Source organism: Modestobacter sp. I12A-02662, from assembly GCF_041028325.1.
In the GTDB taxonomy this organism is placed as follows: Bacteria; Actinomycetota; Actinomycetes; order Mycobacteriales; family Geodermatophilaceae; genus Modestobacter.
In genome coordinates this window covers 73,606-98,439 of record NZ_JABGDE010000005.1, presented here as the reverse complement: position 1 = coordinate 98,439, position 24,834 = coordinate 73,606, and the positions used below count along the sequence as shown (strand labels likewise).

The following is a 24,834-nucleotide window of genomic DNA, read 5'->3' as shown; positions in this document are numbered from 1 at the left end:
GCGTGCAGGCCCACGTGCGACGGCCACAGCTCCTGGTGGCCGAGCCCCGAGGAGCGCAGGGAGGAAGATGCTCCGGTCCCCCGGCCGCGGCACACGCCGGCTCGGAGACGACGACGGGCCCCCTCCCGGCGGGGAGGGGGCCCGTGCTCGGGCGAGACCGGTCAGCTGTGCGCGTTCTGCCCGACGTAGTACTCGAACAGCAGGCCGCCGATGGTCAGCAGGAGGGCGACCGCGGCGATCAGCACCAGCCACGGGTACCAGAACGCCAGCGCCAGGCCCATCAGCGCCGCCGAGAGGGCCAGCCCGAAGGGCCAGTAGCTCGCCGGGCTGAAGAAGCCCAGCTCACCCGCGCCGTCGGCGATCTCGGCGTCCTTGCGGTCCTCCGGCCGCGCGTCGATGCGCCGGCTGACGAACCAGAAGAACCCGCCGATGAGCGCGCACAGGCCACCGGACAGGACCAGCGCCGTGGTGCCGATGGGCTCGCGGGACCACACGCCGTACACGATGGCCGCGACGAGGCAGAACACCGTGATCAAGTTGAAGATTGCTGCTTCGACCTTCACGGTCGCTCCTCCTGGTGCCGCGTGGGTCGGGTCAGTCCTGCGCCGAGGCGGCCTGCTGGCCACCCAGGGGCAGGGGCACGGTGGTGGTGGCCTGGCCGGGCTGGCCGATGCTCTCCAGCGCCTCGTAGGTCGACAGGCCCGACTCGCGGGCGGTGATGTAGTCGTCGTACTCGTCGGAGGTCACCGACCGCACCTCGAAGTTCATGTACGCGTGGTAGGTGCCGCACAGCTCGGCGCAGCGGCCGACGTACGAGCCCTCCTCGCGGACGGTCACCTCGAAGACGTTGTCGCGGCCGTTCTCGTTGCCCGGGATGACGTCGAGCTTGAAGAGGAAGTCCGGCACCCAGAAGGAGTGGATGACGTCGGCGGACACCAGCTCGAAGCGGACCGTCTCGTTGGTCGGCAGCACCAGGATCGGGACCTCGTCGGAGGTGCCGACGGTGGAGATCGGCTCGCCACCGGCGTCAGTGGTGTCCGGGTAGACGAACTGCCAGTTCCACTTGAACGCGTTGACCGAGACGGTGACGTCCGGGTCCTCGCTGCGCTCCATCACCCGGTTCTGGGTGTTCACGGTGAAGAAGAAGAGCACCGCGATGATGATGAACGGGATGATCGTGTAGACGACCTCGAGCGGCAGGTTGTACGCCGTCTGCCGAGGCAGCTCGTCACCCCGCTTCCGGTACCGGATCGCGGCGTAGGCCATGAGCGCCCACACGGCGATGCCGATGACCAGGGCCGCGATCGTCGAGCCGATCCACAGCTCGTGCATCGCGTGGGCCTCGTCGGTGATGCCCTCGGGCCAGCCCCAGCTGAGCCAACTGCCCGCGACGTCGTTCAGAGAGCACCCGCTGAGCGTCAGCGCCCCCAGGAGACCGAGCCCGGCGACCTTCGCCTGCTTGCTGCGTCGAGCCACTGCCCGCTGCCTCCTCTTCCTCCGCCCGGCGGCGCCAGGCGGTCTCACCGGCGGGTCCCACGGCTCCTCGGCAGGCGCCGTCGATCCCCACCACAGTCTCCCGGAGAGTATCCGACCCCGCCTCCCGGTCCGGGGGTGGGCGCGACGGCCCGGCGGGTCGGCCCGCGCGACCGCCCGACGACGGCTCCCATCTGCGGGTTCGGCAGCGGCGATCCGTTGCCGCAGGGTCCGGGCCCGGCCGCGTCGGGTCACCGGCATCACCTCCGGCGGCGCCTTCCCGGGTCCGGCGGCGGTTAGAGTCGCAGGCGTGTACCAACGCCTGCTGACCTGGCGGTGGGTGCTGATGCACCTGCTGGTCCTGGCGCTGTTCGTGATGACGTTCTTCCTCGGCCACTGGCAGCTCACCAAGGCCGAGGCCGGCGGCGGCCCGGTGAACTGGAGCTACGCCCTGCAGTGGCCGCTGTACGGCCTCATGGGCGCGGGCTTCTACCTGCGCATGTGCCGCGACGAGCTGCGCCGGGACCCCGCCGACGACGAGCCGGGGACGTCGGTCGTGCTCTACCAGCGGCCGCGGATCGACACCACCGGCGACCCCGAGCTGGCCGCGTACAACGCCTACCTGGCCGAGCTGAACGCCAAGGCGCTGGGACAGCGGGTGAACGGTGGTCGCTGAGCCGTCCGCGGCCACCGTGCCGCCCCGGGTCGCCGGCACCCTGACCCGCTACCGGGTGATGTCCTACGTCGTCGGCGTCATGCTTCTGATCCTGGTCCTGGTGGCCGTGCCGCTGCGCTACGCCGCCGGGATCCCCGAGGTCTCCAAGGTGGTCTCACCGGTCCACGGGTTCCTCTACATCGTCTACCTGGTGGCCGCCTTCGACCTGGCGCTGAAGGCGCGCTGGACGGCGAAGGGCACGGTCCTGGTGCTGCTGGCCGGCGTCGTCCCCTTCCTGTCCTTCTGGGCGGAGCGCCGGGTGACCTCCCGCGTCCGCGCCGGTCGGCCCCTGTAGACCGCCCCCTTCCCCCGTTCCCCGGCTCCTGGAGACCACCCCGCATGTGCGGCCTGCTCGCCTACCTGTCCACCGACGCCGACCGGGTCGGTGAGCAGACCATCGCGGGCGTGCAGCACGCGCTGCGCTGCCTGCGTCACCGCGGCCCGGACGACCGGGAGATCTGGGCGGACCGCCGCGCGGTCCTCGGCTTCAACCGGCTGGCCTTCATCGACATCGAGGGCAGCCCGCAGCCGATGCCGTACGCCGACGGCCGCTACCGGATCGTCTTCAACGGCGAGATCTACAACTACCTGGAGCTCCGCGAGGAGCTGCGTGCCGCCGGGGCCGAGTTCGCGACCGAGGGTGACACCGAGGCGATCGTCGCCGGGTACGACCTCTGGGGCGAGGCGATCGTCCCCCGGTTGCGCGGCATGTTCGCCTTCGTCATCTGGGACACCGAGACCGGGACGGCGTTCGGCGCCCGGGACGGCTTCGGCATCAAGCCGCTGTTCACCGCGCGCCTCGCGGACGGCGGGCTGGTGTTCAGCTCGGAGAAGAAGGCGCTGCTCGAGCTGCTCGGCGGCAGCGCGGCGGCTGGGGGGGTGGACCCGGCCTCCCTGCAGCACTACCTGACCCTGCAGTACGTCCCGGAGCCGGCGACCCTGCACCGCGGGATCCGGCGGATCGAGAGCGGCACCAGCTTCACCGTCGCGGACGGGGAGCTGCACACGAAGCGGTGGTTCCACCCGTCGTTCCGCCCGGTCCCGGTGGCCCCGGGGACGGAGCAGGCGCTGTACGACCGGATCGCCGCCGTCCTCGACGACTCCGTGGCCAAGCACATGCGCGCGGACGTGACGGTCGGCTCGTTCCTGTCCAGCGGCATCGACTCCACGGCGATCGCGGCCCTCGCGCACAAGTACAACCGCGATCTGGTGACCTTCACCGTGGGCTTCCAGCGGGAGGCCACCTCGGAGGTGGAGATCGCCGCGGAGTCGGCCGCGATCCTCGGCGTCCGGCACGTCCCGGTCGAGATCACGGCCGAGGAGTTCGCCGAGGTGATCCCGACGGTCGTCTGGTACCTCGACGACCCGGTCGCCGACCCGGCGCTGGTGCCGCTGTACTTCGTGGCCCGTGAGGCGCGCAAGCACGTCAAGGTCGTGCTCTCCGGCGAGGGCGCCGACGAGCTGTTCGGCGGCTACACGATCTACCGGGAGCCGCTCAGCCTGGCCTGGGCGTCGAAGCTGCCCCCGGCCGGTCGCCGGGCGCTCGGCGCGCTGTCCCGGCTCGTCCCCGAGGGCGTGCGCGGCCAGGACCTGCTGCGCCGCGCCTCCATCCCGCTGGAGCAGCGCTACTACGGCAACGCGCGGAACATGCGGGACGACGAGCTGGCGCAGCTGCTGCCCGGCCACGACCCGGACCTGTCCCACGTGCAGGTCACCGAGGACCTCTACCGGCGCACCCGGGAGGCCGGCTACGACGACGTGACCGCGATGCAGTACGTCGACCTGTTCACCTGGCTGCGCGGCGACATCCTGGTCAAGGCCGACAAGATCACCATGGCGAACTCCCTCGAGCTCCGGGTGCCGTTCCTGGACCCGGAGGTGTTCGCGCTGGCCAGCACGCTGCCGCTGGAGATGCGGGTGCCCGCGCGCGGGGACGCGACGAAGTACGCGCTGCGGCAGGCGATGCGGCAGATCGTCCCGCCGCGGATCATGGACCGCCGCAAGCTGGGCTTCCCGGTGCCGACGGCGGACTTCCTGGCCGGGCCGCTGCACGGCTGGGCCCGGGACATCGTCACCGCCAGCCAGGCCGACGAGTGGTTGGACCGGGAGCACGTGCTGGGCCTGCTCGAGCGGCTGCGCCAGGAGGACACCCCGAGCAAGCGGGTCGCCCGGCAGGTCTGGGAGGTGCTGGTCTTCATGGTGTGGCACGGCATCTTCGTCGAGCAGCGGATCACCCCGGAGATCCCCGAGCCCGTCTACCCGGTCCGGTTGTGACCGGCCGGCGGGCGGCGGGTGCGCTGACGGCCGGGCTGCTGGCCGTCGCCGTCCTCGGTGGGTGTTCCGGCGGGGACGGCGACCAGCCTGGACCCGCCACCCCGTCGGAGGTCTCCACTCCCCCGCCGATCACGCCGTCCGGCACGGTCACGCCACCGACCTCCGGGTTGCCCGAGACGCTGACGCCCGGACCCGGCGGGAGCGGCATCCCGATCCCGACGGAACCGCAGAACTGAACGAGGCCCGGCTCCCCAAGGGGAACCGGGCCTCGTGGTACGGCCCTCCTGCGTGGTCCCGCCGCGAGCTTGCGAGTGGCGGGGGGCAGGAGGGTCCTTACTCAGTGGAAGGAGTCGCCGCAGGCGCAGGAGCCGCCTGCGTTGGGGTTGTCGATGGTGAAGCCCTGCTTCTCGATCGTGTCGACGAAGTCGATCACGGCGCCACCGAGGTACGGGCCGCTCATGCGGTCGACGATGACCTCGACGCCGCCGTACTCGTAGGTCTGGTCACCGTCGAGGAAGCGCTCGTCGAAGAACAGCTGGTAACGCAGACCCGAGCAGCCGCCCGGCTGCACCGCGATCCGCAGACGCAGGTCGTCCCGGCCCTCCTGGTCGAGCAGCGCCTTCACCTTGGCGGCAGCCTGCTCGCTGAGCACGACGTTGGTGGCGCCGGGGGCCTGCGTGTCCTGCACGGTCATGTCTGTGGTCCTCCCACACTCGAGGTGTCCAGCTCGGGCGCCGCGGGGCCGCGTCGGTCCGGCGGTCTGTCGCGACGTCCAACACCGCCGGAGCGGAGCTGCTTCCCACTGTACGGCGCAGGTGCAGCCGCGGGGACCGCTTGCCACCACCGGGGCACGACGCCGCCGTCCGCGGCACCGGGGGGCCGGCGGTGGACACGTAGACTCCCCAGCCGTGAAGTTCCGCCTCCCCGGCCGCCGTCCCGCCGCCGAGACCACGCCGGCCGCGGCCGACGACACCGCGGCGCAGCAGGCGGTCGCGGCCGGCAAGGGCCGCCCCACCCCCAAGCGCAACGAGGCCCAGGGACGGCGCAGCGGGCCGGTCCCGCCGCCGCCGACCACCCGCAAGGAGGCCTACCGGCGGATGCGGGAGCAGCAGGCGAGCACCCGGGGCAGCCAGCGGGCCGCCCTGGGCCGCGGCGACGACAGCGCGCTGCCGGCCCGGGACCGGGGGCCGGTGCGGCGGCTGGTGCGCGACATCGTCGACACCCGGCGCAACGTCGGCAGCGTCTTCCTGTTCGTGGCGGGGCTGATCATGATCAGCCTGGTCGTCCCCAGCCCGGCGTTCAAGAACTACGCCACGATGGTCTGGCTGGTGTTCTTCCTCGCGATCGTCACCGACTCGTTCCTGCTGGGCCGCCGGATCAAGAAGGTCGTCACCGCGCGCTTCCCGGACTCCGACCAGAAGATGCGGTCGCTGGTCTGGTACGGCATCAGCCGGTCGACGATGATCCGCCGCTGGCGCTTCCCGAAGCCCGCCGTCGCGCCGAACGCCGAGGTCTAGCCGGAAGAACTGCCCGCCTCCCGTCTCGACGAGCGGTTTGCGCGCAGGTCGGTACGGTCGGCGTCCGTGGAATTCAGACGCCTCGGCCGCTCCGGCCTGACCATCTCCGAGATCGCCTACGGCAACTGGCTAACCCACGGCAGCCAGGTCGAGGAGGACGCCGCGCACGCCTGCGTGCACGCGGCCCTCGACGCCGGGATCACCACGTTCGACACCGCCGACGTCTACGCCCAGACGAAGGCCGAGTCCGTGCTCGGCCGGGCGCTGGCCGGCCAGCGCCGCGAGGGCCTGGAGGTCTTCACCAAGGTCTACTGGCCGACCGGCCCCGGCGCCAACGACCGCGGCCTGTCCCGCAAGCACATCATCGAGAGCTGCCACGCCTCGTTGAAGCGGCTGCAGACCGACTACGTCGACCTCTACCAGGCGCACCGTTACGACTCCTCGGTGCCGCTGGAGGAGACGATGACCGCCTTCGCGGACCTCGTCCGCCAGGGCAAGGTGCTCTACCTCGGGGTCTCCGAGTGGCGGGCCGAGGAGATCGCGGCCGCGGCCGAGCTGGCCCGCGAGCTGAAGGTCCAGCTCATCAGCAACCAGCCGCAGTACTCGATGCTGTGGCGGGTCATCGAGGCCGAGGTCGTGCCCACCAGCGAGAAGGAGGGCCTGTCCCAGATCGTCTGGTCGCCGCTGGCCCAGGGCGTGCTGACCGGCAAGTACCAGCCGGGCCAGCAGCCGCCGGAGGGCAGCCGCGGGGCGCACGCCGGCGTGGGCGGGTCGATGCAGTCCTTCCTGACCGACGACATCCTCACGCGCGTGCAGCAGCTGCGCCCGATCGCCGACGAGGTCGGGCTGTCGATGGCCCAGCTCGCCGTCGCCTGGGTGCTGCAGAACCAGAACGTCGCCGCAGCGATCATCGGCGCCAGCCGGCCCGAGCAGGTGCACGACAACGTGGAGGCCGCCGGCGTCCAGCTGCCGGCCGAGGTGCTGACCCGCATCGACGAGGCGCTCGGCGACGTGGTCGAGCGCGACCCCGCCAAGACCTCCCGCGGCTGAGAAAGGACCCCGTCCTCCTCTGGACGGGGCCACCGGGGCGGACGACTCGTCGTCCGCCCCGGTCCTATGTCGCGGCCAGCCCCATCGGGCCGTACACCTTCGTCCCGCCCTCGAACAGGGTCACGGTGGCGATCCCGCGCTCCAGCAGGTCCCGCCAGTTCTCCCCCAGCCAGGACTCGGCGTCCCCCTGGCTGTCCCAGTCGGAGACCTCCAGGTCGAGGCTCGCAGGGTCCACGGGCGCACCCGTCGGGTCTTCCAGCTGCCAGGTCCAGCGCATGGCGGCGAGGCTAGTCAGGTCCCCGCCGTCGCGGTTGGTGATCTTGGTTTACGGAGTAAGGCGATCGGGGCATGGAGGGTGGCGTCCAGCTCCCCCGACCGCGGAGGACCCATGGCCCTGCCCAGCCCGGGCACCGGTTCGACCCGAGCGGAGACCCCGCAGCCCCACCCCGCGAACGCGTCCACCGCCCAGTTGCTCGGCGTCGGCGCGGGGCTCTTCGGCGGGGCCGGCCCGGTCGCCGTCCTCGGCCTGCTCGGCGAGGAGGACGTCCAGCAGGCCGCTCCCCGGCTGCCGGGCGAGACGATCGGGAGCCTCGGGACCGACGTGACGACGCTGAAGGAGCGGGTGCAGCGATGACCGCACCCGACGGCCACCGCCCCACCGGCACCCCGGACGTCGGCGGGCCGACCGACCCCGACGCCATCCGCGCCGACATCGACCGCACCCGCGAGCAGCTCAGCCGCACCCTCGACGAGCTCAGCAACCGGCTGGACGTGCCCAGCCGGGCCCGGGAGGGCGTCTACCGCGCCCGGGACACGGCCGTGGAGACCTACCGCGAGAGCCCGCCGGTCGTGCTCGGGGCCGTCGCGGTCCTCGTCGCGCTCGTCGTGGGCGTGGTGACCTGGAGGAGGAAGCGATGAGCAGCACGGGCGCAAAGCTCGCCTACCGGCCGATCGGCCTGCTCGGTGGCGTGCTCGCCGGCATGGTGTCCGGCGCGGTGTTCAAGCAGGTCTGGAAGCGCGTGGCGAACGAGGACGACGCCCCCAGCGCGCTGCAGAGCGAGTACCGGATGCGCGAGGTGGTGCTCGCCGCGGCGATCCAGGGCGCGATCTTCGCCGCGACGAAGGCCGCGATCGACCGGGCCGGCGCCCGCGGCTTCACCAAGCTGACCGGCAGCTGGCCCGGCGACTGACCGCCCGACCCCCGACGAGGAGCAGCCCGATGGTCAACACCGGTCGTCCCGAAGGCTCAGTCGACCGCATCCGCCAGCGGGTGCAGGAGAAGGCCGAGCGGCGTGCCGCGGCGCGGGTCGCCGCCGAGCGGTCCGCTGACCGCCCGGCGACCGGGTCCTCGTCGGCGGACGTGGTCGCCACCGAGCGCCGGGAGGCCGCCCGGCCGGCCCCGCACGTGCCCGGCGAGGCCGAGCTGCCCGGCGTGCACGCCGAGAAGCCGACCGAGATCCCGGCGCGGGGCTGGGTGCAGATCGTCAAGCGCGCCTGGGCCGAGAACAGCGCCGACAACATGCCGATCATCGGTGCCGGCGTCGCGTTCTTCGCCTTCCTCGCGGTCTTCCCGGCGCTCATCGCGACCATCTCGATCTACGGGCTGGTCGCCTCCCCGGAGACCGTGAGCCGGCAGATCGAGTCGCTGTCCGGCCAGCTGCCCGAGGAGGCGCAGAGCCTGCTCGCCGCCCAGCTCACCTCGATCGTGGACAACAGCGGCGGCGCGCTCACCTTCAGCCTGATCGTCTCGATCCTGGCCGCGCTGTGGAGCGCCTCGGGCGGGACCGGGAACCTGATCACCGCGGTGAACATCGCCTACGACGAGGTGGAGACCCGCGGCTTCGTCAAGCGCAAGGCCCTCGCGCTCGGGTTGACGCTGGGCGCCATCGTCTTCGTGCTGATCACCTTCGCGCTGGTCGCCGTCGTGCCCGCGGTTCTCGAGGCGCTGCCGCTCGGGGTCTTCGGCACCGTCCTCGCGCAGGTCATCCGCTGGGTGCTGCTGCTGGGGGTCGTCGCGGGCTCGCTGGCGGTGCTGTACCGGGTGGCCCCCGACCGCAACTCCCCCCGCTTCTCCTGGGTGAGCCTCGGTTCGGTCGTCGTCACCGTGATCTGGGCGCTCGTGAGCCTGCTGTTCAGCATCTACGTCGACAACTTCGGGTCCTACGACAAGACCTACGGGGCGATCGCCGGCGTGATCGTGCTGATGCTGTGGCTCTACCTCACCTGCTACCTGGTGCTCCTCGGCGCGGAGATCAACTCCGAGGCCGAGCACCAGACGGCGCACGACACGACCGAGGGCGAGCCCCAGCCCATGGGCCAGCGCGACGCCACGATGGCCGACGAGCTGCCGGACCCGCCGACGCCCACCAAGGAGTCCAAGCAGGCCGGGAAGGGCGCCTGAGGCCTCAGCGCACGTGCGACTCGACGAACGGCGGACGGCGGACGACGACCGGCTGCGGCCGGCCGCGGACGTCGACGGCCACCTCGTCGCCCTCGGCCACCCCCGCCGCGGCGTCGACCAGCGCGAGGGCGATCCCGGTGCGCAGCGTCGGGGAGAACGTGCCGCTGGTGACCTCGCCGATCCGCTGCCCGTCCGCGCCGAGGACGTCCATGCCAGGCCGCGGGATGCCGCGGCCGGGGGCCTGCAACCCCCAGAGCTGCCGGGCCGGGCCGGCCTGCTTCTCGGCGAGCAACGCCTCCCGGCCCCAGAACGCCGCCTTCTTCCACCCGACGGCCCAGCCCGAGCGCGCCTGGTTCGGGGTGATGTCCAGCGACAGCTCGTGCCCGTGCAGCGGGTAGCCCATCTCGGTGCGCAGCGTGTCCCGGGCGCCGAGCCCGCAGGGCCGGATGCCGTGCGGCTCCCCGGCCGCGAGCACCGCGTCCCACAGCTCACCGGCCCGGGCTGCGCCGACGAGCAGCTCGTAGCCGTGCTCGCCGGTGTAGCCGGTGCGGCAGACGGTGACCTCGTCGCCGTCCCCACCGGCGAACGACATGTAGGCCAGGTCCCCGCCGGGCAGCCCGGCCGCGGTGAGCACCTCCGGAGAGCGCGGACCCTGCAACGCGAGCACGGCGACCTCGGTGTGCCGATCGGTGACGGTGACCCCGTCCGGTGCGGCCGCGGACAGCCGGGCCAGCACGTCGGCGGCGTTGGCGGCGTTGGGCACCAGCAGGACGTCGTCGGGGCCGTGCAGGTAGACGATCAGGTCGTCGACGACGCCCCCGGCCCGCGGCTCCCCGTCGGGCACGCAGCACAGCGTGTACTGCGCCTGCCCGGGCTCGATGCGGGACAGGTCGTTGCTGAGGCAGGAGTCGACGAAGGCGGCCGCCCCGGGGCCGCGGACCGTGGCGGTGCCCAGGTGGGAGACGTCGAACAGCCCCACGGCCTCCCGCACCGCGGCGTGCTCGGCGAGGACGCCGCCGTGGGCGTACTCGATCGGCATGGACCAGCCACCGAAGTCCGCGAACTTGGCGCCGGCGGCAGCGTGGCGCTCGCGCAGGGGCGAGGTCTGGGGACTCACGGAAGTGACGCTAGCGCGGCCCCGCTGCGGGTCCCGCGGCGAGCTCGCGGGGCGCGGGGGGCAGCGGAGCCCGCTCACTAGGATCGACGCCGTGCCGCCGACGATCTCCGCCACCGACCGCCCGATCGAGAAGCTCTCCGCCGACGCCGTCGTGGTCGGTGTCGGCAAGGGGCCCTCGGGACTCCTCTCCACCCCCGGCGCCGATGCGGTCGACCGGCTCCTCGGCGGGCGGCTGCTCGCCGCACTCGCCGATCTGGGCGCCAAGGGCGCCGAGGAGGAGATCACCAAGCTGCCCACGTTCGGCCAGGGCCCGTTCCCGGTGGTCGTCGCCGTCGGGCTCGGCGCGCCGCAGTCGGACGGCTGCTACTCCCCCGACGTGGTGCGGCGGGCAGCCGGCGCCGCCAGCCGCGCGCTCGCCGGCCGGGGCACGGTCGTCACGCTGCTAGCGGCCGTCGGCGGGCCGCCGGACGCCGAGCGGCTGCACGCCGTCGGCGAGGGCTCCCTGCTCGGCGCCTACGAGTTCACCGGCTACAAGTCCGAGCTGCCGGCCGACCGGCTCGCCCCGCCGTCGTCGTTCGAGCTGGTCGTCCCGGCCGTCGCGGAGGTGAAGGGGCAGCTGGAACGGGTGCGCGCCGTCGCGCACGCGGTCGCCCTGGTCCGGGACCTGGTGAACACCCCGCCCAACGACCTGTACCCGGCCGAGCTCGCCGCGCGGGGTGCCGCGGCGGGCAGGAAGGCGGGGCTGTCGGTCGAGGTCCTCGACGAGAAGGCGCTGGCGGAGGGCCGCTACGGCGGCATCCTGGCCGTCGGTGGCGGCTCGGCGCGGGGACCCCGCCTGCTGCGGATGACCTACCGCGGCAAGAAGGCCAAGGCGAAGATCGCGCTGGTCGGCAAGGGCATCACCTTCGACAGCGGCGGCCTGTCGATCAAGCCCGCGCCGAAGATGGAGGACATGACCAGCGACATGGCCGGTGCCGCGGCCGTGATCGGCACGGTCTGCCTCGTGGCCGAGCTGGGCCTGCCGGTCGAGGTCACCGCGACCGTCCCGATCGCCGAGAACCTGCCCGGTGGCAGCGCCTACCGCCCGGCGGACGTGGTGACCTTCCGCAACGGCAAGAAGGTCCTGATCACCAACACCGACGCGGAGGGCCGGATCGTGCTCGCCGACGCGATCTGCCGCGCGGCCGAGGACTCCCCCGACTACCTGCTGGAGACCTCCACCCTGACCGGCGCCCAGCTGGTCGCCCTGGGCACGCGCACGGCCGGGGTCATGGGCAGCGACGACCTGCGCGACGCCGTCGTCGCGGCCGCTCGTCGGTGCGGGGAGCCGATGTGGGCGATGCCGCTGCCGCCGGAGCTGCGGCGCGGGCTGGACTCGCCCCTCGCCGACATGGTCAACGCCAACGCCGACCGGATGGGCGGCATGCTCGTCGCCGGGCACTTCCTCGCCGAGTTCGTCCCGTCCGGCCTGCCGTGGGCGCACCTCGACGTCGCCGGTCCGGCGTACAACACCGGCTCGCCGTGGGGCCACACCCCGAAGGGCGGCACCGGTGTGCCGGTGCGGACGCTGCTGGCGACCATCGAGGACCTCATCGCCGCGCGGTGAGCAGGAGGGCCTACCGGGGCTGCTGCTGGCGGGCGTTCCAGTCGCGCATGCGCTGGGGATAGCCGGTCACCTGGGCGTCGTAGACGGGGATCGCCAGTTCCCGGGACAGCCGCCGGGCGACGTCGGGGCCGTCGATCCGCCGCCGGGTCCACTCCCCGTCCGCGGCGACCAGCAGGATCGTCGTCTCGGTGACGGCGGTGCGCGGCTCGACGTAGCCCTCCACACCGCGCCGGGTCGCCACGAACTGCTCCAGGTGCGCCAGGTCCCCGCGGCCGGAGGCGCGGTCCAGCGTGCCCCGTCGGTCGGCCGGCGGACGGCCTCCGCGCAGGCGGTCGAACAGCCCCATGCCCCGCTCCAGGTCCCGGCGCCGCGGGCCCGTCCGCCACGCTCTGACCGACTGCAACGGAGCACCAGGACGCGCCGTTCCCCGGAGTGGCAGGATGAGCAGGCGCACGACCGCCGAGTCCGGTGGAAAGCCGGGCCACACAGCACTGAGGAGCACACGTGAGCGCACCGTCCACCCCCGCTGACCTGGTCATCCTCGGTGGCGGCTCCGGTGGCTACGCCGCCGCGCTGCGCGCCGCCGAGCTCGGCATGCAGGTGGTCCTGATCGAGAAGGACAAGGTCGGCGGCACCTGCCTGCACCGCGGCTGCATCCCCACCAAGGCCCTCCTGCACAGCGGCGAGGTGGCCGACAGCGCCCGCGAGGGCGAGCAGTTCGGCGTGAAGACCTCCCTGGCCGGCATCGACATGGACGGCGTCAACGCGTACAAGGACGGCGTCGTCGGCCGGCTCTACAAGGGACTGCAGGGGCTGATCAAGAGCCGCAAGATCACCTATGTCGAGGGCGAGGGGCGGCTGGTCTCCCCCACCGCCGTCCAGGTGGGTGAGCAGACCTACGAGGGCCGCCACGTCCTGCTGGCCACCGGCTCCTACTCGCGCTCGCTGCCGGGCCTGGAGATCGACGGCACGAAGATCATCACCAGCGAGCACGCGCTCAACCTGGACCGCGTCCCGACCTCGGCGATCGTCCTCGGCGGCGGAGTCATCGGCTGCGAGTTCGCCAGCGCGTGGAAGTCCTTCGGCGTCGACGTCACCATCGTCGAGGCCCTGCCCCACCTGGTGCCGCTGGAGGACGAGTCGTCCTCCAAGCTGCTGGAGCGCGCATTCCGCCGCCGGAAGATCGACTTCTCCGTGGGCACCCGGTTCGCGAAGGCGGAGCCCATCGCCGACGGCGTCAAGGTGACGCTGGAGAACGGCAAGGAGTACGAGGCCGAGCTGCTGCTCGTCGCGGTCGGCCGGGGCCCGGTCAGCCAGGGCCTGGGCTACGAGGAGGCCGGCGTCGCCATGGAACGCGGCTTCGTCCTCGTCGACGAGTACTGCCAGACCAGCGTGCCGACCATCTCCGCCGTCGGCGACCTGGTGCCGACCCTGCAGCTGGCCCACGTCGGGTTCGGTGAGGGCATCCTCGTCGCCGAGCGCCTGGCCGGGCTCCCGGTCGTGCCGATCGACTACGCCGGCGTCCCGCGGATCACCTACTCCGACCCGGAGGTCGCCTCCGTCGGCCTCACCGAGGCGCAGGCCAAGGAGCGCTACGGGGACGTCGAGGTGCTGAACTACGACCTCGGCGGTAACGGCCGCAGCCAGATCCTCAAGACGCAGGGCGCGGTCAAGCTCATCCGCCAGAAGGACGGCCCGGTCGTCGGCGTCCACATGGTCGGCAGCCGCGTCGGCGAGCTCATCGCCGAGGCCCAGCTCATCTACAACTGGGAGGCCATGCCCGACGAGGTCGCCCAGCTGATCCACCCGCACCCCACCCAGAGCGAGGCCTTGGGCGAGGCGCACCTGGCGCTGGCCGGGAAGCCGCTGCACGCGCACAGCTGACCGCCGTACCACCGCTCCACCCGCACGACCCGACCCTCCGCACCGCCCACCACGACCTGAGGAGACCTGCCTTCGATGCCGACGTCCGTCACCATGCCCGCCCTGGGCGAGAGCGTCACCGAGGGCACGGTCACCCGCTGGCTCAAGCAGGAGGGGGACCAGGTCGAGGTCGACGAGCCGCTCCTGGAGGTGTCCACCGACAAGGTGGACACCGAGATCCCGTCCCCCGCCGCCGGTGTGCTCAGCAAGATCCTCGTGGGTGAGGACGAGACCGTCGAGGTCGGCGCGGAGCTCGCGGTGATCGGTGGGGACGCCTCCGGCGACGGCGCCGCTCCGGCCGCCGAGCAGCCGGCCGCCGAGCAGCCGGCCGCCGAGCAGCCGGCCGCCGAGCAGCCGGCCGCCGAGCAGCCGGCCGCCGAGCAGCCGGCCGCCGAGCAGCCGGCCGCCGAGCAGCCGGCCGCCGAGGAGCCGGCCCCGGCGCAGTCCGGCGGGGACGGCGGCTCCGCCGGTGGCGGCGAGGGCACCCCGGTGACCATGCCCGCCCTGGGTGAGAGCGTCACCGAGGGCACGGTCACCCGCTGGCTCAAGCAGGAGGGGGACCAGGTCGAGGTCGACGAGCCGCTCCTGGAGGTGTCCACCGACAAGGTGGACACCGAGATCCCGTCCCCCGCCGCCGGTGTGCTCAGCAAGATCCTCGTGGGTGAGGACGAGACCGTCGAGGTCGGCGCGCAGCTCGCGGTGATCGGCGGCGGGGCGGGCGCTCCGGCGGCCGAGCAGCCGGCCCAGGCCGAGCCCACCCCCGAGGCGGAGCCCGCTCCCGAGGCGGAGCCCGCCCCGAAGGCGGAGTCGGCGCCCTCGCCGCAGCCGACCCCGACCCGCGCCGAGACCTCCTCGGCGGCCCCGGGTGCCGACTACGGGTCCAGCGGCGCGATGCCCACCCAGTCGCCGACGTCACGGCCCGCGCCCGCGCAGGCCGTGGCGCCGCCCTCGCAGCCGGCTGCCCCGGCGCCGGAGGGCCAGGGCGCCTACGTCACCCCGCTGGTGCGGCGGCTCGCCGCCGAGCACGGTGTCGACCTCGGCTCCGTGCAGGGCACCGGTGTCGGCGGCCGGATCCGCAAGCAGGACGTCCTGGCCGCGGCCGAGCAGGCCGCCCAGCAGGCCCCTGCGGCCGCCGCACCGACCGCGGCACCGGCCGCCGGGCGCACCCCCTCGCCGGCGGCGACCCCGGACACCAAGCTCCGTGGGCGCACCGAGAAGCTGTCCCGGCTGCGGACGGTCATCGCGAAGCGGATGGTCGAGTCGCTGGCGGTCAGTGCGCAGCTGACCACCGTGGTCGAGGCCGACATCACCCGGATCGCCAAGCTGCGCGACCAGGTGAAGAACGACTTCGCCGCCCGCGAGGGCGTCAAGCTGTCGTTCCTGCCGTTCTTCGCGAAGGCCGCCGTCGAGGCGCTCAAGGCCCACCCGGCCGTGAACTCCTCGATCGACCTGCAGGCGGGCACCGTCACCTACCACGACAGCGAGAACCTCGGCGTCGCCGTGGACACCGAGCGCGGCCTGCTCGTCCCGGTTATCCAGGGTGCCGGTGACCTCAGCATCGCCGGGATCGCCCGGAAGATCGCCGACCTCGCGGAGCGGACCCGCTCGAACAAGGTCACCCCCGACGAACTGGGCGGTGGCACGTTCACCCTCACCAACACCGGGAGCCGGGGCGCGCTGTTCGACACCCCGATCATCAACCAGCCCCAGGTCGCCATCCTGGGCGTGGGCTCGGTGGTCAAGCGTCCGGTCGTGGTCAACGACCCGGACCTCGGCGAGGTCATCGCGGTCCGGTCGATGGTCTACCTGGCGCTGACCTACGACCACCGCATCGTCGACGGCGCCGACGCGGCGCGCTTCCTCGGCACGGTCAAGGAGCGGCTGGAAGCCGGTCAGTTCCACGGCGAGCTCGGCCTGTCCTGAACGAGGACCCCGTTCCCCTCGTCCCTCGCACGCTCCGGACGAGGCTCTGAACCGGGTCTCCCCGAGGGGCCCCGGCTTCGGCCGGGGCCCCTCGTCGTCTCCGCACCGTCCCCGACCCCCGGCCAGGAGCATTCGATGAAGGTCGCCCTCACCGGTTCGTCCGGGCTGATCGGGTCGGCGCTCGCGCCGGCCCTGCGCGCGGACGGGCACGAGGTGCTGCGCCTCGTCCGGCGCACTCCGCGCACCGCCGACGAGCACCGGTGGGACCCGGTCCACCACCGCGTCGACCCGGCGCTGCTGCTGGACGTCGACGCGGTCATCAACCTCGCCGGAGAACCGATCCGGCCGCGGCCGTGGACCCGGGCGTACAAGGAGCGGCTGCGCTCGAGCCGGCTGAACAGCACCACCACGATCGCCGAGGCGTTGGCCGCTGCGGCCACGAGCGACCCCTCGCCCCGGCGCGTGCTGCTGTCCGCCTCGGGCATCGACTTCTACGGCGACACCGGCTCCCGGACGGTCACCGAGCGGGACCCGGCCGGGAGCGGTTTCCTGGCCACGCTCTGCACGGAATGGGAGGCGGCCACCGCCCCGGCCGAGGAGGCCGGCGTCCGGGTCGCCCACCTGCGCACCGGGCTGGTGGTGGGGCCCGGCGCCACCCTGATGAGGATCATGGGCCTGGTCTTCCGGGTGGGCCTCGGCGGGCGGCTGGGGAACGGCCGGCAGTACTGGCCGTGGATCAGCCTGCAGGACGAGGTGGACGCGATCCGGTTCCTGCTGACCGCGGAGGTGGCCGGCCCGGTCAACCTGACCGCCCCGACCCCGGTGACGAACGCGGAGTTCACCCGCGCCCTGGCCCAGGTGCTCCACCGGCCGGCCGTGCTGCCGGTGCCAGGGATCGCCCTGCGTCTGGCACTCGGCTCGTTCGCGCGGGAGGCGGTCCTCGGCGGGAAGCGGGCAGTGCCGGCCGCGCTGACGGAGGCCGGCTTCCAACACACGCACCGTGACCTCGAGCAGGCGCTGCGGGCGGCGCTCACCGCCTGAGGCCTCGCCCACCGCCCCGCCCCGTGCGTCAACCGACGAGCCAGGCGTCGCTGATCCGCCAGCCGGCGGCGGTGCGGGTGAGCACCATGCCCACGCGCGCCTCGCCGCGTCCGGGCACCTGGGCCACCGGCGCCGTCGCGGGGCCGGCCGCGGACACCACCCGGTAGCCCGGCAGCTCGTCGTCCAGCCGGAGTTCCACCCGGTCCGGCGACTGCCGGGCCACCGACTCCGTGCGCACCACCGCCGGGGTGAAGTCGGCGAGCCGCTCCCCGTCGGCCGCCAGCGCCTCGACCTGCTCGCGATCCCGTGCCAGCAGGGCACTGCCCGCGGCGTAGACCTCGGTCAGCGGTGCCGGGTCGGCCTCCTGGAAGGCGGCGGCGCGACGGGCGTAGAGCACCGAGACCACCGCCGACCACCCATCCGGGTCGACCGGGTCGGCCTGGTCGGCCTGGTCGGCCGGCACGGCCGGCGGCTCCACCGGCCCGGGGGCGGCGTCCTGGTCGTCCCGCGCACCCGGCGACGTGCTCGCCGGCGCAGTGCCCGGCGGGTCGGGAGCCGGCGGAGGAGCCGCCGGCGAGGGGGTCGGCTGCGCGCCCGGTCCCCGCGCGCTCTCCGCGGCCGGAGCCGGCTCCCCCGCCCGGCCGCCCCACGCTGTCCCGGCCCAGACGGCGGCGGCGAGCCCGGCGACCACCACCACGAGCGCCACCGCGACGGCCCCCGCCCGGCGCAGCACCGCGCCCAGCCAGGGTCCTGTCCCCTCCTCCGCGCCCACGCGGCTGCGCAGGGCGGTCCGCAGCCGATCGAGCCGACCGGCGTCGGCGGGAGCGGCATGGACGGCCCGCGCGCGCCGGCCGGCCACCTGGTGGGTGAGCTCGGTCTGCGGGCCCTGCCCGGTGCCGGCCAGCTCCGCGTCCGGCACCCCCGGGGCGGGCAGCCGGACGGGCTCCGGCCGGCAGGCGTGCCGCACGTCGAGCGCGAACGCGGCCGCGGACCCGCGCAGGTGGGGCTCCGGGGAGAGCCCCCGCAGGACCACCCGGACCAGCTCCGCCGGCGCCTCGGGCGCGAGGAGCGCCAGGTCGGGCAGTGCTCCGTCGGCGGCGACCGAGAGGGTGCCGGTGGGGTCGGCGGCGTTCCAGGGAGCGGTGCCGGTGAGCGCGTGGAAGGCGGCGGCCGCCACACCGAAGACGTCCGACGCCGGGCCGGGCGCACCACCCCGGGCCACCACCGGGTCGACGTAGGGCGGCGTCACCTCCGCCCGTGCGTCGTCTCCCACCAGCCGGGCGGTGCCGAGGTCGGTGAGTACCGGCCGGCCCTCCGCGGTGAAGACGATGTTGCCCGGCGAGAGGTCGCCGTGGACGACGCCGCGCTCGTGCGCCTGGGCCAGCGCTGCCGCCACGGGAGCGACCGTGGTGACCACCTCGCCCGGCCGCAGCCGGCCGCGCCGGGCCAGCAGCGCGGCGAGGCTGCCGCCGTCCAGGAGGTCGAGCACGAGCGCCACCTCGGCCGGCCCGGTACGAACCTCCCGCCGGACGACGTGGTGCAGCCGGACCAGGTGCGGGTGGTCGAGCTCGGCGAGCAGCCGGGCCTCCCGCTCCTGCCGCTCCGGGTCCCCGCGCAGGAGCACCTTCACCGCGACCGGCGGACCCCCGCCCCGCGGTCGCGCCCGCCAGACCTGCCCGGACCCACCGCGACCCAGCAGCTCCTCCAGCACGTACCCGGGCACGACGGGGGCGGGTGTCGGCAGCGGCGGTGCGGGCATGGCGGGCACGGTAGGGCCGGCGGTGCCGATCGTGCCGCGGCTGTCCACAGGCCCGGCCCCGGTCCACGACCGCCCCGCCGGGGAGGCCGTGGGCCACCGGCCCCGCCTAGGTTCGGCTCCACCACCGCCGAGGGGAGGGGTCCGATGCCCGCCGCCGCGCCGACCGTGCTCGCCACCAGCATCGGCTTCGACTCCCGCGGCCGGGGGCCGTACGACTGGGCGCCCGGCCCGGTGCTCGACCTCGCCGTCCAGCTCGCCGGGTCGCCTCCACGGCCACGCATCTGCTGGCTCGGCACCGCGAGCGGTGACGACCCGGCCCGGGTCGCCGGGTTCTACGGGGCCTTCGCGGGCCGCGACGTACGCCCCAGCCACCTCAGCCTGTTCCCGATGCCGACGGTGGCCGACGTGCGCGCGCACCTGCTCGCCCAGGACGTGGTGTGGGTGGGAGGCGGCAGCGTCGCCAACCTGCTCGCGGTGTGGCGGGTCCACGGCCTGGACGAGGTGTTCCGCGAGGCCTGGGGCGCGGGCGTCGTGCTGGCCGGGGTGTCCGCGGGGTCGCTGTGCTGGCACGTCGGCGGCATCACCGACTCCTTCGGGCCCGACCTGCGGCCGGTGACCGACGGACTGGCGCTCCTGCCGTACAGCAACGGGGTGCACTTCGACTCGGAGGAGCAGCGCCGTCCGCTGTACCACCGGCTGGTCGCGGAGGGCACGCTGCCCGCCGGTCACGCCACCGACGACGGCGTCGGACTGGTCTACCGCGGCACCGACCTGGTGGAGGCCGTCGCCGACCGTCCCGGCAGGGCTGCGTACCGCGTGGCGCCCGGCGGGGACGGCACGGCGGTGGAGACGCGGATCGAGCCGAGACGGCTGCGGTGACGGCACATAGGCTCGGGTCGTGAGCGAACTGCAGGTCATCCGGGCGGGTCTGGTCCCCTACGAGGACGCGTGGGCGAGGCAGCGCGAGCTGCACGAGCAGCGGGTGGCCGGCACCGGCCCCGACACGCTGCTGCTCCTCGAGCACCCTCCGGTGTACACCGCCGGCAAGCGCACCGAGCCGCACGAGCGGCCCTTCGACGGCACGCCGGTCATCGACGTCGACCGGGGCGGCAAGATCACCTGGCACGGCCCCGGGCAGCTGGTGGGGTACCCGATCGTCCGGCTCCCCGACCCGGTCGACGTGGTGGCGCACGTCCGCCGCCTGGAGCAGGCCCTGATGGTCGTCTGCTCGGGGCTGGGCCTGGCGGCCGAGCGGGTCGAGGGGCGCAGCGGCGTGTGGGTGCGGGCCGACGCGAAGGGCCCCGACCGCAAGGTGGCCGCGATCGGCGTCCGGGTCGCCCGGGGCGTGACCATGCACGGGTTCGCGCTGAACTGCGACCCCGACATGCGCGCCTTCGCCAACATGATCCCGTGCGGCATCGTCGACGCCGGCGCCACGTCGCTGTCGGCCGAACTGGGCCGGGACGTGCGGGTGGACGAGGTCATCGACGCGGTCGAGCGGGAGATGCGCGCGGTGCTCGCGCCGGTCCCGACCGCCACGGTCTGACCACCGTGCCGCTGCCGACCAGCGAGTACGTCAGCCTCACGACGTTCCGGCGCACCGGGGAGCCTGTGGCGACCCCGGTGTGGGCTGCACCGGACGGCGCGGACCGCCTGGTCTGGACCCGGGCCGACTCGGGCAAGGTGAAGCGGCTGCGGCACACGTCCCGGGTCACGGTGGCGCCGTGCGACGTGCGGGGCCGGCTGCTCGGCCCGGCGGTGGAGGCGGTCGCCCGCTTCGTGCCGGAGGAGGAGTGGCCGCGGGCGCTGGCCACGCTCCGCCGTCGCTACGGCCTGCGCTTCCAGGTGGGCCTGGTGGCGTCCCGGGCGTGGAGCCGGATCACCCGCCCCGGCGCCCAGCGGCACGTCATCCTGCGCATCTCGCCGGTCTGAAGGGGCGGGCCGGTGGGCCCGCCCCCCTCAGCGGTCACTGGGTGACGACGAAGTTGACCAGCCGGCCCGGGACCGCGACCACCCGGCGCACGGTGGCGCCGTCCAGGTGGCCGGCGATCCGCTCGTCGGCTCGGGCGGCCGCCTCCAGGCCGGCGGCGTCCGCGTCGGCCGGCACCGCGACCTGGGCCCGCACCTTGCCGTTGACCTGGACCGCGACGGTCACGGTCGCGTCGACCAGCCAGCGCTCATCGGCGACCGGGAACGCCGCCCAGGCCACCGAGGTGTCGTGCCCCAGCCGGGCCCACAGCTCCTCGCCCAGGTGCGGCGCCAGCGGGGCCACCAGCAGCACCAGCCCCTCGGCGACCGCGCGGGGCACCGCCGTCCCCGGCGGGCAGGCCGAGGTGAGGTGGTTGGTCAGCTCGGTGACCCGGGCGATGGCGATGTTGAACCGGAGCGTGGTCATGCCGTCCCGGACGGCCTCGATCGCCCGGTGCAGCGCGCGTGAGGTGACGTCGTCCGGATCGACGTCGGCGACCCGCACCGCGCCGGTCTCCTCGTCCACGACGACCCGCCAGATCCGCTGCAGCAGGCGCTGGGCGCCGACCACGGCCTTGGTCTCCCACGGCCGGGACTGGTCCAGCGGACCGGTCGACATCTCGTAGACCCGGAAGGTGTCCGCACCGAACGCCGCGACCATCTCGTCCGGCGTCACCACGTTCTTCAGGCTCTTGCCCATCTTCCCGTACTCGCGGGTGACCGGCTCCCCGTCGTGGAAGAACCGCCCGTCCCGCTCCTCCACCTCGGCTGCGGGCACGTAGAAGCCGCGGGCGTCGGTGTAGGCGTGCGCGGAGATGTAGCCCTGGTTCACCAGCCGGCGGAACGGCTCCTCGCTGCTGACGTGGCCCAGGTCGTACAGCACCTTGTGCCAGAACCGGGCGTACAGCAGGTGCAGCACCGCGTGCTCCACGCCACCGACGTACAGGTCGACGCCGCCGACGTCGCCCGGCTCCCGCGGGCCCAGCCAGTAGCGGTCCAGCTCGGGGTCGACCAGCCGCTCGGCGTTGGTCGGGTCGGCGTAGCGCAGGTAGTACCAGCACGACCCGGCCCAGTTGGGCATGGTGTTGGTCTCCCGGCGGTACTCCTTGGGCCCGTCGCCCAGGTCGAGGGTGACCGTCGTCCACTCCGTGGCGCGCGACAGGGGCGGCTCGGGCCGGGAGTCGGCGTCGTCGTCGGCGAACGTCTTCGGCGAGTAGTCGTCGACGTCGGGCAGCAGCACCGGCAGCATCGAGTCCGGGACGGCGACCGGCAGGTCGTTCTCGTCGTAGACCACCGGGAACGGCTCGCCCCAGTACCGCTGACGGCTGAACAGCCAGTCGCGCAGCTTGAAGGTGGTCGTCGCCTCCCCGTTCCCGGTCGCGACCAGCCACTCGGTGACGGCATCGATCGCGGCGGTCTTGTCCAACCCGTCCAGCGACAGCTTCTCGTTGGACGAGTTGATCATCGGACCGCTGCCGGTCCAGGCGCCGGAGGTCTCGTCGAAGTCGGCCGGCGGCTGCACGGTGCGCACGATGGGCAGGCCGAACGCCTGGGCGAACTCCCAGTCCCGCTGGTCCTCCCCCGGTACGCCCATCACCGCGCCGGTGCCGTAGCCGAACAGCACGTAGTCGGCGATGAAGACCGGCATGTCCTGGCCGGTCAGCGGGTTGGGGGCGGTGACACCCAGCCAGACACCGGTCTTGTCCCGGCCCTCGGTCTGCCGCTCCAGCTCCGACCGGCGGGAGGCCTGCAGCTCGTAGGCCTCCACCGCCTCGGCGGGGGTCGCCGCGCCGCCGGTCCAGCGCGGGTCGACGGCGTCCGGCCAGGCCGCGGCGGTCAACGCCTCGACCAGCGGGTGCTCGGGGGCCAGCACCAGGTAGGTGGCCCCGAACAGCGTGTCCGGGCGGGTGGTGAAGACCTCGATCGTCTCCCCGGCGACCTCGAAGGCGACCCGGGCGCCCGTGGACCGGCCGATCCAGTTGCGCTGCATGTGCTTCAGCGAGTCCGACCAGTCCAGCCGGTCCAGGTCCTCGAGCAGGCGCTCGGCGTAGGCGGTGATCCGCATCATCCACTGGGTCAGCGGTCGGCGGAACACCGGGAAGTTGCCCCGCTCGGAGCGCCCGTCGGCGGTGACCTCCTCGTTGGACAGCACGGTGCCCAGCCCGGGGCACCAGTTGACCGGCGCCTCGTGGCGGTAGGCCAGCCGGTGCCGGTCGACGACCCGGCGGCGGCCGACCTCGTCCAGCTCCGCCCAGCTGCGCCCGTCGGGCAGGGTGCCCGGCGCGGGCCGGCGGGTGCCGGCGTCCAGCTCGCTGACCAGCTCCGCGATCGGCCTCGCCCGGCCACGGCCGCCGTCGGCGGTCTCGTCGAACCAGGACTCGAAGATCTCCTTGAAGATCCACTGGGTCCACCGGTAGTAGTCCGGGTCGATCGTGGCGAAGGTGCGCCGGGTGTCGTGGTCGACGCCCAGCCGGCGCAGCTGCGCCCGGATCGCCTCGATGTTCGCCTCGGTGGTGATCCGCGGGTGCTGCCCGGTCTGGACGGCGTACTGCTCGGCGGGCAGCCCGAAGGCGTCGTAGCCCATCGGGTGCAGCACGTTGTGCCCGTCCATCCGCAGGAAGCGGCTGGTCACGTCCGTGCCCAGGTAGCCCAGCGGGTGCCCGACGTGCAGGCCGGCGCCCGAGGGGTACGGGAACATGTCCATCACGAAGGCCTTGGGCCGGTCGGCGACCCGGTCGAAGCCCTCGCTGAGCGGGCCCGCCGGGTTGGGCGTGTGGAAGGTGCCCTCGGCGTCCCACCGGTCCTGCCAGGCGAGCTCGATCTGCTGCGCCAGCGCCGGGGTGTACCGGTGCGGGGGCACCTCACTGCTCGGCTCGGTGCCCGTCTGGCTGGCCGTCTGGCTCATCGCTGTGCTCCTGGGTCCTGGTTCCGGTGGGCGGGCAGAAAAAAACCCCTCACGCAGGAGGGGTCGCCGTGCTGTCGATGCGGTTCAGATCAGCACGGCCGGGAAAGGAGGAACCCGCCGGACACGCTGCCAGCCTACCGCGCTGCCCCCGGACCCCGCGCCGCAGTTCGGGAACGGTCAGCCCGCGGCGCCGTACAGCGCCCGCAGCTGCTCGGCCAGCGCGGCGAGCTGCGGCCGCGCCTCCGGGGTGAGGACCTCGAGCCGGCTGCCGAGGCCGGCGAGGTGGGCGACGACCAGCGGCAGCGTGGGACCGGCGACCGTGACCTCCACCCGGCCGTCGGGCGCCGTCCCGCCGACCGTCACGCCCTCGCGGCCCAGCCAGGCCAGCAGCACCGGGACGACGTCCGGCTCGGCCAGGGCCTGCACCCGGACGCCGGTGCGCCGCTGCTCCACCTCCCCCACGCTCTGCTCCCAGGCCGCCCGCAGGTCGAACCCGGGCGGTCGCTGCACCGGCTGCCCGGTGGCGGCGACGTCGGTCACCCGCCCCACCCGGAATGTCCGCACGCCCGACTCGGTGCCGGCGACCAGGTACCAGACCCCGCCCTTGGTCACCAGGCCCAGCGGGGAGACGACCCGGGTGGACTCCCGGGCGTCCCGGCCGCGGTACCCCAGCACCACCTGCTCCGCCTCCAGGACCGCCCGCTGCAGCGCCGGCAGGTACGGGGGCTCGGGCGGCGCCGTCCGCCCCCAGCTGGCCGCGTCGACGACCACCGCCTCCCCGGCCGCCCGGGCGTCGTCCCGGAACGGCGCGGGCAGGGCGCCGAGCAGCTTGCGCAGCGCACCGGCAGCGGCCGGCGCCACGGCCGTCGAGGACCCGGCGGTGAGGAACAGCGCGCGGGCCTCCTCGGCGGTGAGCCCGGTCAGGTCGGTGCGCGCCCCACCGACCAGCGCCCAGCCCCCGCCGGCTCCCGGCGAGCTGTACACCGGGACGCCGGCCAGGCTGAGCGCCTCCAGGTCCCGGCGGGCCGTCCGCTGGGACACCTCCAGCTCGCGGGCCACCTCGGCGGCGGTGACCCGGCCGCGGTTCTGGAGCAGCAGCAGGACGGCGATCAGCCGGTCGGCGCGCATGCCCGCAGCTTGGCCGACGAAGTGGCCAGGAGGT

The 24,834-nt window shown here is 74.0% G+C and carries 25 protein-coding genes; 16 read left to right on the top strand and 9 right to left on the bottom strand.

Annotated elements, in window-relative coordinates; genetic code table 11:
* Positions 1-161: 161 nt before the first annotated feature.
* Positions 162-563, bottom strand: coding sequence for a cytochrome c oxidase subunit 4 (locus HL189_RS08020; RefSeq protein ID WP_369133168.1), 402 nt, complete (start codon positions 561-563; stop codon positions 162-164).
* 31 nt (positions 564-594) lie between these two features.
* Complete coding sequence (gene coxB / locus HL189_RS08015; protein WP_369133167.1) at positions 595-1,476, bottom strand: cytochrome c oxidase subunit II; 882 nt, start codon at positions 1,474-1,476, stop codon at positions 595-597.
* Between the two features lie 307 nt (positions 1,477-1,783).
* On the opposite strand from coxB, the gene HL189_RS08010 reads away from it, so the two are divergent.
* From HL189_RS08010 to asnB, 3 genes are read left to right on the top strand one after another with little or no spacing between them, the layout of a single operon-like run.
* On the top strand, positions 1,784-2,149 hold the full coding sequence (locus HL189_RS08010; protein WP_369133166.1) for a metalloprotease: 366 nt from the start codon (positions 1,784-1,786) through the stop codon (positions 2,147-2,149).
* Complete coding sequence (locus HL189_RS08005; RefSeq protein WP_369133165.1) at positions 2,139-2,483, top strand: DUF3817 domain-containing protein; 345 nt, start codon at positions 2,139-2,141, stop codon at positions 2,481-2,483. Before HL189_RS08010 ends, HL189_RS08005 begins: the two co-directional genes overlap by 11 nt.
* A gap of 44 nt (positions 2,484-2,527) precedes the next feature.
* Positions 2,528-4,462, top strand: coding sequence for an asparagine synthase (glutamine-hydrolyzing) (gene asnB, locus HL189_RS08000; protein WP_369133164.1), 1,935 nt, complete (start codon positions 2,528-2,530; stop codon positions 4,460-4,462).
* Between the two features lie 337 nt (positions 4,463-4,799).
* Here the strand turns inward: asnB and HL189_RS07995 are convergent, their stop codons facing one another.
* Positions 4,800-5,156 carry an iron-sulfur cluster assembly accessory protein gene (locus HL189_RS07995; RefSeq protein WP_222263941.1) on the bottom strand — a complete coding sequence of 119 codons (357 nt, stop codon included), beginning with the start codon at positions 5,154-5,156 and terminating at the stop codon, positions 4,800-4,802.
* 214 nt (positions 5,157-5,370) lie between these two features.
* On the opposite strand from HL189_RS07995, the gene HL189_RS07990 reads away from it, so the two are divergent.
* Both HL189_RS07990 and HL189_RS07985 read left to right on the top strand, forming a co-directional pair.
* A complete protein-coding gene (locus tag HL189_RS07990) occupies positions 5,371-5,979 on the top strand; it encodes a DUF3043 domain-containing protein (RefSeq protein ID WP_369133163.1) in 609 nt (202 codons plus the stop codon).
* A 66-nt stretch (positions 5,980-6,045) separates the two neighbouring features.
* Entirely contained in the window at positions 6,046-7,029 is a 984-nt protein-coding gene (locus tag HL189_RS07985; RefSeq protein ID WP_369133162.1) for an aldo/keto reductase family protein, read from the top strand.
* 64 nt (positions 7,030-7,093) lie between these two features.
* On the opposite strand, the gene HL189_RS07980 is transcribed toward HL189_RS07985, so the two are convergent.
* Complete coding sequence (locus tag HL189_RS07980) at positions 7,094-7,306, bottom strand: hypothetical protein (RefSeq protein ID WP_369133161.1); 213 nt, start codon at positions 7,304-7,306, stop codon at positions 7,094-7,096.
* A 111-nt stretch (positions 7,307-7,417) separates the two neighbouring features.
* Between HL189_RS07980 and HL189_RS07975 the strand changes: the two genes are divergently transcribed.
* Genes HL189_RS07975 through HL189_RS07960 form a run of 4 tightly spaced genes read left to right on the top strand, consistent with a single transcriptional unit; the run spans position 7,418 to position 9,430 of the window.
* Positions 7,418-7,663: a hypothetical protein gene (locus tag HL189_RS07975; RefSeq protein WP_369133160.1), complete on the top strand. Its 246-nt coding sequence runs from the start codon at positions 7,418-7,420 to the stop codon at positions 7,661-7,663.
* The gene (locus HL189_RS07970) at positions 7,660-7,947 is read left to right on the top strand and encodes a DUF3618 domain-containing protein (protein ID WP_369133159.1); all 288 of its coding nucleotides are present in this window, start codon (positions 7,660-7,662) and stop codon (positions 7,945-7,947) included. Before HL189_RS07975 ends, HL189_RS07970 begins: the two co-directional genes overlap by 4 nt.
* Complete coding sequence (locus tag HL189_RS07965; RefSeq protein WP_369133158.1) at positions 7,944-8,219, top strand: DUF4235 domain-containing protein; 276 nt, start codon at positions 7,944-7,946, stop codon at positions 8,217-8,219. The genes HL189_RS07970 and HL189_RS07965 overlap by 4 nt, the downstream gene beginning before the upstream one ends.
* Before the next feature lie 29 nt (positions 8,220-8,248).
* Positions 8,249-9,430, top strand: a complete 1,182-nt coding sequence (locus tag HL189_RS07960) for a YihY/virulence factor BrkB family protein (protein ID WP_369133157.1) — start codon at positions 8,249-8,251, stop codon at positions 9,428-9,430.
* Between the two features lie 4 nt (positions 9,431-9,434).
* Here the strand turns inward: HL189_RS07960 and gcvT are convergent, their stop codons facing one another.
* Positions 9,435-10,547: a glycine cleavage system aminomethyltransferase GcvT gene (gcvT, locus tag HL189_RS07955; protein ID WP_369133156.1), complete on the bottom strand. Its 1,113-nt coding sequence runs from the start codon at positions 10,545-10,547 to the stop codon at positions 9,435-9,437.
* Between the two features lie 91 nt (positions 10,548-10,638).
* On the opposite strand from gcvT, the gene HL189_RS07950 reads away from it, so the two are divergent.
* Positions 10,639-12,153 carry a leucyl aminopeptidase gene (locus HL189_RS07950; protein ID WP_369133155.1) on the top strand — a complete coding sequence of 505 codons (1,515 nt, stop codon included), beginning with the start codon at positions 10,639-10,641 and terminating at the stop codon, positions 12,151-12,153.
* Between the two features lie 10 nt (positions 12,154-12,163).
* Here the strand turns inward: HL189_RS07950 and HL189_RS07945 are convergent, their stop codons facing one another.
* Positions 12,164-12,499 (bottom strand): oxidoreductase, encoded by a 336-nt coding sequence (locus tag HL189_RS07945; RefSeq protein ID WP_369133154.1) that lies wholly within the window; start codon positions 12,497-12,499, stop codon positions 12,164-12,166.
* A gap of 158 nt (positions 12,500-12,657) precedes the next feature.
* Between HL189_RS07945 and lpdA the strand changes: the two genes are divergently transcribed.
* The 3 genes from lpdA to HL189_RS07930 all read left to right on the top strand — a co-directional run bounded on the left by lpdA (position 12,658) and on the right by HL189_RS07930 (position 17,040).
* Entirely contained in the window at positions 12,658-14,037 is a 1,380-nt protein-coding gene (gene lpdA / locus HL189_RS07940; RefSeq protein ID WP_369133153.1) for a dihydrolipoyl dehydrogenase, read from the top strand.
* Positions 14,038-14,112: 75 nt separating this feature from the next.
* Positions 14,113-15,999, top strand: coding sequence for a 2-oxoglutarate dehydrogenase, E2 component, dihydrolipoamide succinyltransferase (gene sucB, locus HL189_RS07935; protein WP_369133152.1), 1,887 nt, complete (start codon positions 14,113-14,115; stop codon positions 15,997-15,999).
* A gap of 135 nt (positions 16,000-16,134) precedes the next feature.
* The gene (locus HL189_RS07930; protein WP_369133151.1) at positions 16,135-17,040 is read left to right on the top strand and encodes a TIGR01777 family oxidoreductase; all 906 of its coding nucleotides are present in this window, start codon (positions 16,135-16,137) and stop codon (positions 17,038-17,040) included.
* Positions 17,041-17,068: 28 nt separating this feature from the next.
* Here HL189_RS07930 and HL189_RS07925 read toward each other — a convergent pair whose 3' ends face one another.
* On the bottom strand, positions 17,069-18,799 hold the full coding sequence (locus HL189_RS07925; RefSeq protein WP_369133150.1) for a protein kinase: 1,731 nt from the start codon (positions 18,797-18,799) through the stop codon (positions 17,069-17,071).
* Positions 18,800-18,943: 144 nt separating this feature from the next.
* On the opposite strand from HL189_RS07925, the gene HL189_RS07920 reads away from it, so the two are divergent.
* Genes HL189_RS07920 through HL189_RS07910 form a run of 3 tightly spaced genes read left to right on the top strand, consistent with a single transcriptional unit; the run spans position 18,944 to position 20,731 of the window.
* Positions 18,944-19,678 carry a Type 1 glutamine amidotransferase-like domain-containing protein gene (locus HL189_RS07920; protein WP_369133149.1) on the top strand — a complete coding sequence of 245 codons (735 nt, stop codon included), beginning with the start codon at positions 18,944-18,946 and terminating at the stop codon, positions 19,676-19,678.
* 19 nt (positions 19,679-19,697) lie between these two features.
* The gene (gene lipB / locus HL189_RS07915; RefSeq protein ID WP_369133148.1) at positions 19,698-20,345 is read left to right on the top strand and encodes a lipoyl(octanoyl) transferase LipB; all 648 of its coding nucleotides are present in this window, start codon (positions 19,698-19,700) and stop codon (positions 20,343-20,345) included.
* Between the two features lie 5 nt (positions 20,346-20,350).
* On the top strand, positions 20,351-20,731 hold the full coding sequence (locus HL189_RS07910; protein WP_369133147.1) for a PPOX class F420-dependent oxidoreductase: 381 nt from the start codon (positions 20,351-20,353) through the stop codon (positions 20,729-20,731).
* A gap of 34 nt (positions 20,732-20,765) precedes the next feature.
* Here the strand turns inward: HL189_RS07910 and leuS are convergent, their stop codons facing one another.
* Together leuS and HL189_RS07900 are read right to left on the bottom strand one after the other, a co-directional pair.
* Positions 20,766-23,672, bottom strand: a complete 2,907-nt coding sequence (gene leuS, locus HL189_RS07905; protein ID WP_369133146.1) for a leucine--tRNA ligase — start codon at positions 23,670-23,672, stop codon at positions 20,766-20,768.
* A 177-nt stretch (positions 23,673-23,849) separates the two neighbouring features.
* Positions 23,850-24,800, bottom strand: a complete 951-nt coding sequence (locus HL189_RS07900; RefSeq protein WP_369133145.1) for a helix-turn-helix transcriptional regulator — start codon at positions 24,798-24,800, stop codon at positions 23,850-23,852.
* Between the last annotated feature and the right edge of the window lie 34 nt (positions 24,801-24,834).